Source organism: Amycolatopsis sp. NPDC003731, assembly GCF_053586895.1.
Map to the genome: position 1 here is coordinate 20,826 of NZ_JBSFNC010000124.1, position 6,640 is coordinate 27,465.

General features: G+C 72.7%; 7 protein-coding genes. 5 read left to right on the plus strand and 2 right to left on the minus strand.

Annotated elements, in window-relative coordinates:
- Positions 1–32: 32 nt before the first annotated feature.
- The 3 genes from ACWDN5_RS35650 (at position 33) to ACWDN5_RS35660 (ending at position 3,128) form a co-directional block, all read left to right on the plus strand.
- Entirely contained in the window at positions 33–1,169 is a 1,137-nt protein-coding gene (locus ACWDN5_RS35650) for an acyl-CoA dehydrogenase family protein (protein WP_449679375.1), read from the plus strand.
- 40 nt (positions 1,170–1,209) lie between these two features.
- Positions 1,210–2,160, plus strand: a complete 951-nt coding sequence (locus ACWDN5_RS35655) for an SDR family NAD(P)-dependent oxidoreductase (protein WP_449679376.1) — start codon at positions 1,210–1,212, stop codon at positions 2,158–2,160.
- A gap of 146 nt (positions 2,161–2,306) precedes the next feature.
- Entirely contained in the window at positions 2,307–3,128 is an 822-nt protein-coding gene (locus ACWDN5_RS35660; RefSeq protein WP_449679377.1) for a S1 family peptidase, read from the plus strand.
- Here the strand turns inward: ACWDN5_RS35660 and ACWDN5_RS35665 are convergent.
- On the minus strand, positions 3,125–4,294 hold the full coding sequence (locus tag ACWDN5_RS35665) for an aminotransferase class V-fold PLP-dependent enzyme (RefSeq protein WP_449679378.1): 1,170 nt from the start codon (positions 4,292–4,294) through the stop codon (positions 3,125–3,127). The genes ACWDN5_RS35660 and ACWDN5_RS35665 overlap by 4 nt on opposite strands.
- 46 nt (positions 4,295–4,340) lie before the next feature.
- Here ACWDN5_RS35665 and ACWDN5_RS35670 point away from each other — a divergent pair, with 46 nt between their 5' ends.
- Both ACWDN5_RS35670 and ACWDN5_RS35675 read left to right on the plus strand, forming a co-directional pair.
- Entirely contained in the window at positions 4,341–4,967 is a 627-nt protein-coding gene (locus ACWDN5_RS35670; protein ID WP_310974237.1) for a GntR family transcriptional regulator, read from the plus strand.
- Complete coding sequence (locus tag ACWDN5_RS35675) at positions 4,964–5,716, plus strand: metallophosphoesterase (RefSeq protein WP_449679379.1); 753 nt, start codon at positions 4,964–4,966, stop codon at positions 5,714–5,716. The genes ACWDN5_RS35670 and ACWDN5_RS35675 overlap by 4 nt, the downstream gene beginning before the upstream one ends.
- A 5-nt stretch (positions 5,717–5,721) precedes the next feature.
- Here the strand turns inward: ACWDN5_RS35675 and ACWDN5_RS35680 are convergent, their stop codons facing one another.
- Entirely contained in the window at positions 5,722–6,444 is a 723-nt protein-coding gene (locus tag ACWDN5_RS35680; protein ID WP_449679380.1) for a hypothetical protein, read from the minus strand.
- Between the last annotated feature and the right edge of the window lie 196 nt (positions 6,445–6,640).

Here is a 6,640-nt window from a genome sequence, read left to right on the forward strand (position 1 = left end):
TGGGGGCAGCGATCCGGGTAGCGTGCCGCGGCATGGACGCGGACGTTTTCGGGCAGGTCCTCGACGCGGTGCGGGACTTCGTGCGCAAGGAGGTCGTGCCGCGCGAGGCGGAGATCGACGAACGGGACGAAATCCCGGCCGGAATCCGGGAGAAGGCCGCCGAGCTCGGCCTGTTCGGGTGGGCGCTGCCGGAAGAGTACGGCGGGCTCGGGCTCGGCATGGCCGAGGACGTCCGGCTGGCGATCGAGCTCGGCTGGACGACGCCGGCCTTCCGGTCGCTGTTCGGCACCAACAACGGCATCGCCGGCCAGGCGATCGTGCACCACGGGACGCCGGAACAGCGCACCCGCTGGCTGCCGCGGCTGGCCGCGGGCCGGGCGATCGCGTCGTTCGCGCTCACCGAAGCCGAGGCGGGCTCGGACCCGGGCGGGCTGACCAGCCGCGCGGTCCGCGACGGCGACCGCTACCGGCTCTCGGGCACCAAGCGGTTCATCACCAACGCGCCGCTCGCCGAAGTGTTCGTCACCTTCGCCCGCACCGATCCGGAAAGCACCGGCAGCCACGGCATTTCCGCGTTCCTCGTGCCCGCGGGCGCGCCCGGCGTCACCGTCGGCCCGCACGACACCAAGATGGGCCAGGCCGGCGCCTGGACGTCGGAGGTGGTCTTCGACGACGTCGAGCTGTCGGCCGACGCGCTGGTCGGCGCGGAGGGCAAGGGGTTCGGCATCGCCATGGCCTCGCTCGCCCGCGGCCGCCTGCACATCGCGGCGCTGTGCGTCGGCCTGGCCGAGCGGGCGCTCGCCGAGGCTGTCGAGTACGCGCGGACGGCGCGCCAGGGCGGCCGGGTGATCGGCGAGTACCAGCTGGTGCAGGCGTTGCTGGCGGAGTCCCACGCCGAGCTCGCGGCCGGCCGCGCGATGGTGCACGAAGCCGCGGCGAAGTACGACTCGGGCGAGGACCGCAAGCTCGGGCCGTCGTCGGCGAAGCTGTTCTGCACCGAGATGCTCAGCCGGGTCGCCGACCGCGCGGTGCAGGTCCACGGCGGGACGGGGTACGTCCGCGGCGTGACGGTCGAGCGGATCTACCGCGACGCGCGGCTGTTCCGGATCTACGAAGGGACCAGCGAAATCCAGAAGCTCGTGATCGCGCGGCAACTGCTCAAGGGCTGAACTTGCGCTGGAGTCCGCTCCAGGTCCTACCGTCGCGGGCATGACCACCGCACAGCACAAGATCGGCTCCGGTTTCGGCGCCACCACCACGGCGGCCGAAGTCCTCGACGGCCTCGACCTGACCGGCAAGCTCGTGATCGTCACCGGCGGCTACTCGGGTATCGGCGTGGAGACCACGCGGGCGTTGACGGAGGCGGGCGCGCACGTCGTCGTCCCGGCCCGGCGGCCCGACACGGCCGAGAAAGCGTTGCAGGGCCTCGAAAACGTCGAGATCGGCGAGCTCGACCTCGGCGACCTCGAAAGCGTCCGCGCCTTCGCCGAGCGGTTCCTCGCTTCGGGCCGCGGCATCGACGTCCTCATCGGCAGCGCGGGCATCATGGCGCTGCCGGAGACCCGCGTCGGACCGGGCTGGGAGGCGCAGTTCGCCACCAACCACCTCGGGCACTTCGTGCTGGTGAACCGCCTCTGGCCGGCGTTTCGCCCGGGCGCCCGCGTGGTTTCGGTGTCCTCCCGCGGCCACCACTACGGCCCGGTGCGCTTCGCCGACCTGGACTTCGAGCGCGGCTACGACAAGTGGCTCGCCTACGGCCAGGCGAAAACGGCGAACATCCTGTTCGCCGTGCACCTCGACCGGCTGGCCCGCGAGCGCGGAATCCGCGCGTTCGCCCTGCACCCGGGCCGGATCCTCACCGACCTCGTGCGCCACCTGGATCGGCAGGAGCTCGTCGACGCCGGCATGGTCGACGAGTCCGGCCGGGTCACCGGAGGGGCGAAGACGCCGGAGCAGGGCGCCGCCACCCAGGTCTGGGCGGCGACGTCCCCGCAGCTCGACGGCCTCGGCGGCGTGTACCTCGAGGACTGCGACGTCGCCGAGCCCGCCCCGGCCGACGGCAGCCGCACCGGCGTGAAGGACTACGCGATCGACCCTGCGCTCGCCGAACGGCTCTGGACGGTGTCCGCCGAGCTGACCGGCGTGAACGCCTTCGCCTGAGCCGGACGGCGGAGGGTGGGGCGGACCCCACCACCCGGCGTCGCGTGGCCGCCCCGGCGGATCCGGGGGCGGACCTGGTGGTTCCGGCGGGGACCGACGACGAAGCTGATCTTCACCAGTCCGAAGTCGTCGAACGAAGGAACAGCATGTCGAAAGCGGAATCCGTGCGTCGCACCATGGTCCGGGTGGCGGGGGTCGTCCTGGCCGGAGCCTTCTGCGCGCTGGCGGTGCCCGGCAGTGCCGGCGCCGTGGTCAACGGGGAGGACTCCACCGAACGCTACGGCTTCATGGCCTCGATCCCAGAGGTCGTGCCCGAGCTGGGCAACGCCAAGGGCGTTTGCGGGGCGGTGCTGATCCACCCGCAGTGGGTGGTGACCGCGGCGCACTGCGTCGATCCGGGGCGCAACCCGGCCAGGCCGGAGGGAACCGTGCGGATCGGCAGCGAGCGGCGGAGCTCCGGCGGCACCGTGCGCGCGATCGATCGGTGGGTGCGTCACCCGGGTTACCGGCCCGGGGCGCCGAACGAGAACGACATCGCGCTGGTGCGCCTGGACCGGCCGGTGCCGCACCGGCCGATCCGCGTCGCCGAGCGTCCCGGCCGCCCCGGCACGCCGACCCGCCTGCTGGGGTTCGGCACCACCGTCGACACCGCCGAGGTCACCGAGGCGGTGTTCCCGGAGCGGCTCCAGCAGCTCGACACCCGTCGCGGCGCGGAGTCGGAGTGTTCGCCCGGCTACGCGGATCGAACCCGGCTGTGCACCGTGAGCCGCAAGCCCGGTGCGATGGCGTGCATGGGCGACTCCGGCGGCCCGCAGATCCGGCGCGGGGCAGATGGCCGGTGGGAGCTGATCGGAGTCACCTCCGGTCCCGGCGACGACGACGTGCCCTGCGCCAACGGACCCGGCCTCTACACCAGCGTGCCCGCCTACGCCGGCTGGATCCAGCGCACCATCCGCGGGCGCGGCTAGAGCTTCTCGACTTCCCGCACCAGCAGGTCGATCTCGTCCTCGGTGTTGTAGTAGTGCACCGACGCCCGCACCATGTCCGGCAGGGCCCGCGCGGTGAAGTCGTACTGCGCCGACGTGCGGGTCGACAGCGACGTGTTGATGTTCGCCTCCGCCAGCCGCGCCTTGATCTCCGTGGCCGGCGTGCCGTCCACGCTGAACGTGACCAGGCCGCACTTCCGCGCCCCGGCGTCGTGGACGCGCGCGCCGGCCTCGGTCAGCCGCTCGCGCAGCAACGCCGCCAGTGAAGCAACGCGCGACTCGATCGCGGGCAACCCCCAGTCGAGGGCGTAGTCGATCGCCGCGCCGAGGCCGCACACCGCGGCGAAGTCGCGTTCCCACACCTCGAAGCGCTTGGCCGTCGGGTCGACGACGTACTCCGTCGGCGACTCCCAGCTCGCCGAGTGCAGGTCGAGCATCGCCGGCTCCAGCCGCTCGCGCAGCCGCGGGTGCACGTACAGGAACCCGGTGCCGCGCGGGCCGCGCAGGTACTTGCGGCCCGTTCCCGACAGCGCGTCGCACTTGAGGCGGGAGACGTCGAGGTCGAGCTGGCCCGCCGACTGGCAGGCGTCCAGCAGGAACGGGATGCCGGCCGCCTCGGCGACCGCGCCGATCTCCTCGGCCGGGTTGACCAGGCCGCCCTGGGTGGGCACGTGGCTGACGGCGATCAGCTTGACGCTGCCGTCGACGCGCCGCCGCAGCTCGTCGACGTCCAGCTGCCCGGATTCGTCGTCGCCGATCACCTCGACGACCGCGCCGGTGCGCCCGGCGACCTGCAGGAACGCGATCGCGTTGCTGGCGTACTCCGCCCGCGAGGTCAGGATCCGGTCCCCGGGGCCGAACGGCAGCGCGTAGAACACCGCCTGCCAGGAGCGGGTCGCGTTGTCGGTGAGCGCGATGTCGTCGTGGCCGGCACCGAGCAGGCGGGCCACCGACGCGTACACCGCGTCCAGGCGTTCCGCGGCCGCGGCGGCCGCTTCGTAGCCGCCGACCAGCGCTTCGTGGCGCAGGTACTCGACGACGGTGTCGGTCACGACGGCCGGGGGCAGCGCCGCGCCCGCGTTGTTGAAGTGGACCACCTCGGCGCAGCCCGGGGTCTCGCGCCGCGCGCGTTCGACGTCGAAGCTCATACGAACTGAATACAGTAGATAGCTATTGTATGCAATACTGTCCGGCATGGCCCGCACCCCGTTGCGCAGCGACCTCATCGAGCAGATCACCGCCCGCGTGCTCGACCGGCGGCTCGCGGCCGGCGCCCGCGTCAACGAGGTGCACCTGGCGCGCGAGCTGGGGGTCAGCCGGACGCCGCTGCGGGAGGCGCTGATCGGGCTCGCCGACCGCGGCCTGCTGGTCGCCGCGCCCGGCCGGGGGTTCCTGGTCCCGCCGTTCGACCTCGACGAGGCCCGCCGGCTCTACCCGCTGGTGGCCGAGCTCGAAGCGCTCGCGCTGCGCTGGACGTCGCCGCTGGAGCTGGCCGGGCTGCCGGACGCGCTCGACGCCGTGGCCGGCGAAATGGCCGTCGCCGACGGCGGTGATCTGTCCGCTTTGGACGATCGCTGGCACGCGCTGCTGCTGTCCCGCTGCCCGAACCCGCACCTGCTGCGCCTGATCGAGCAGACGAAGCCGCTGCTCAAGCGCTACGAGTCGGCGTACTTCGCCCGGCACGACCACGCCGGGGAGAGCATCGGCGAGCACCGCCGCATCGCCGCGGCCCTGCGCGACGGCGACCTGGCCGCCGCGTCCTCGGTGCTCGTCGCCAACTGGGTCAAGGCCTTGGCGTACCTGGGGAAGGACGGACCATGATCATCGCGCACCTGAGCGACCTGCACCTCGACGGCGGCTCGCGGGCGGAGGCCCGCGTCGCGGCGGCGATGGCCTACCTCGGGCAGCTGCCGGTCGACGCGGTCGTCGTCACCGGCGACATCGCCGACCACGGCACGGCCGAGGAGTACGCGCGTGCCGCCGAGCTGCTGAAGCACCCGGCACCGGTGCTGCTGTGCCCCGGCAACCACGATGTCCGGGCGGCGTTCCGCAGGGGCCTGCTCGACCTGCCGGCGTCCGACGGCCCGATCGACTTCGCGCAGGAGATCGGCGGCGTGCTGTTCGCGCTGTGTGATTCGACGATCCCGGGCCGCGGCGCGGGTTTCCTGGCCGATGAAACCCTGGCGTGGCTCGACGGCGTGCTCGCCGGCGGCGACGGCCCGGCGTTCGTCGCCTTCCACCACCCGCCGGTCGAGGTCGGCGTCCCGCTGGTGGACGCGATCCGCCAGGACGGCTCGGAGCGGCTGGCCTCGGTGCTGGAACGCCATCCGCGGGTGGTCGCGCTGCTGGCCGGACACGTGCACACGGGCGCTTCGACGACGTTCGCGGGCGTGCCGCTGCGCATCGCGCCCGGCGTCGTTTCGGGCTCCCTGCTCCCGATCGAGCCGGGCGGCGACAGCGGCTGGACCGACGGCGGCCCGCTGGAGCACGACCGCCCGCCGGCCCTGCTGCTGCACGTCCTCCACGACGACGGCCGGGTGACCAGCCACCACCGCGTGGTCCCGCTCTGAGGTACTCAGCCGGAGATCTTCGCGCTGTAGACCGTCTTCCCGCAGAACGCGCCGCCGTAGCCGGTGACCTCGATGCGGCCGGAAACGCCGCCGCCCGCGGTCACCCGCAGCCGTCCCGACACCGGGAAGAACGGGCACGCCGCGATGCTCGACGACGACGTGAAGACGTTGCCGCCGGTGGCGGCCATGTTCTCGACGGGCTCGACGGTGACCGTGTCCCCGTCCACGTCGACGGTCGCCAGGTCGAGGTGCCCCGCGCCGGCGCCGGGGACGCAGCCGGAGTTCGAGCCGAACCAGATCGCGCCGGGCTGCGGCTGCCCGGCCGGGTTGCCGGACACCAGGCAGACGTCGACCGGGTTGACGTCGTTCGTGGTGCCGCTCGAGGAGATCGTCTCGACGATGCGGAGGGTGGCGGACCGGCGGAACGAGGTGCCCGAGACCGAGCCGGAAATCGTGACGTCGTAGGAGCCGGACGGCGTCCGTGGCGCTTCTTCGGTCTCCGAGGTGGTCGTTTCTTCTTCGGTGGTCGTGGTTTCCGAGGTGTCCGCCGGGGTCGTCTCGGTCGTGGTCTCCGCGGTGCTGGTCGGAGTCGTCTCGGTGGTCGGCGCCGGCGTTTCGGTCGTCGAGACCGGTGCCGGGCTCGCGACCTGCTCGACGCCGCCGCAGCCGGCGGTGAGCAGCAGCAGCCCGGCGGTCAGCGCGGTGACGATCTTTCGGTTGCTGATCAAGGGAATCCCGATCTGACAGAGGCGGGGCGGTGCTGTCACCGGCGTAGACGCGGGCGGCCGCGGAGACGTTACGGCGAGGTTTGTAACGGCTTGGCCCGCCCGCGCGACTCGTGGACGAACGCCCGGCCGGGTGCCGATCAAGGCCCTCAGTGACAGCCTCTGACGCACTGTTTTGTGTCCACTGTGGACAGGTCCC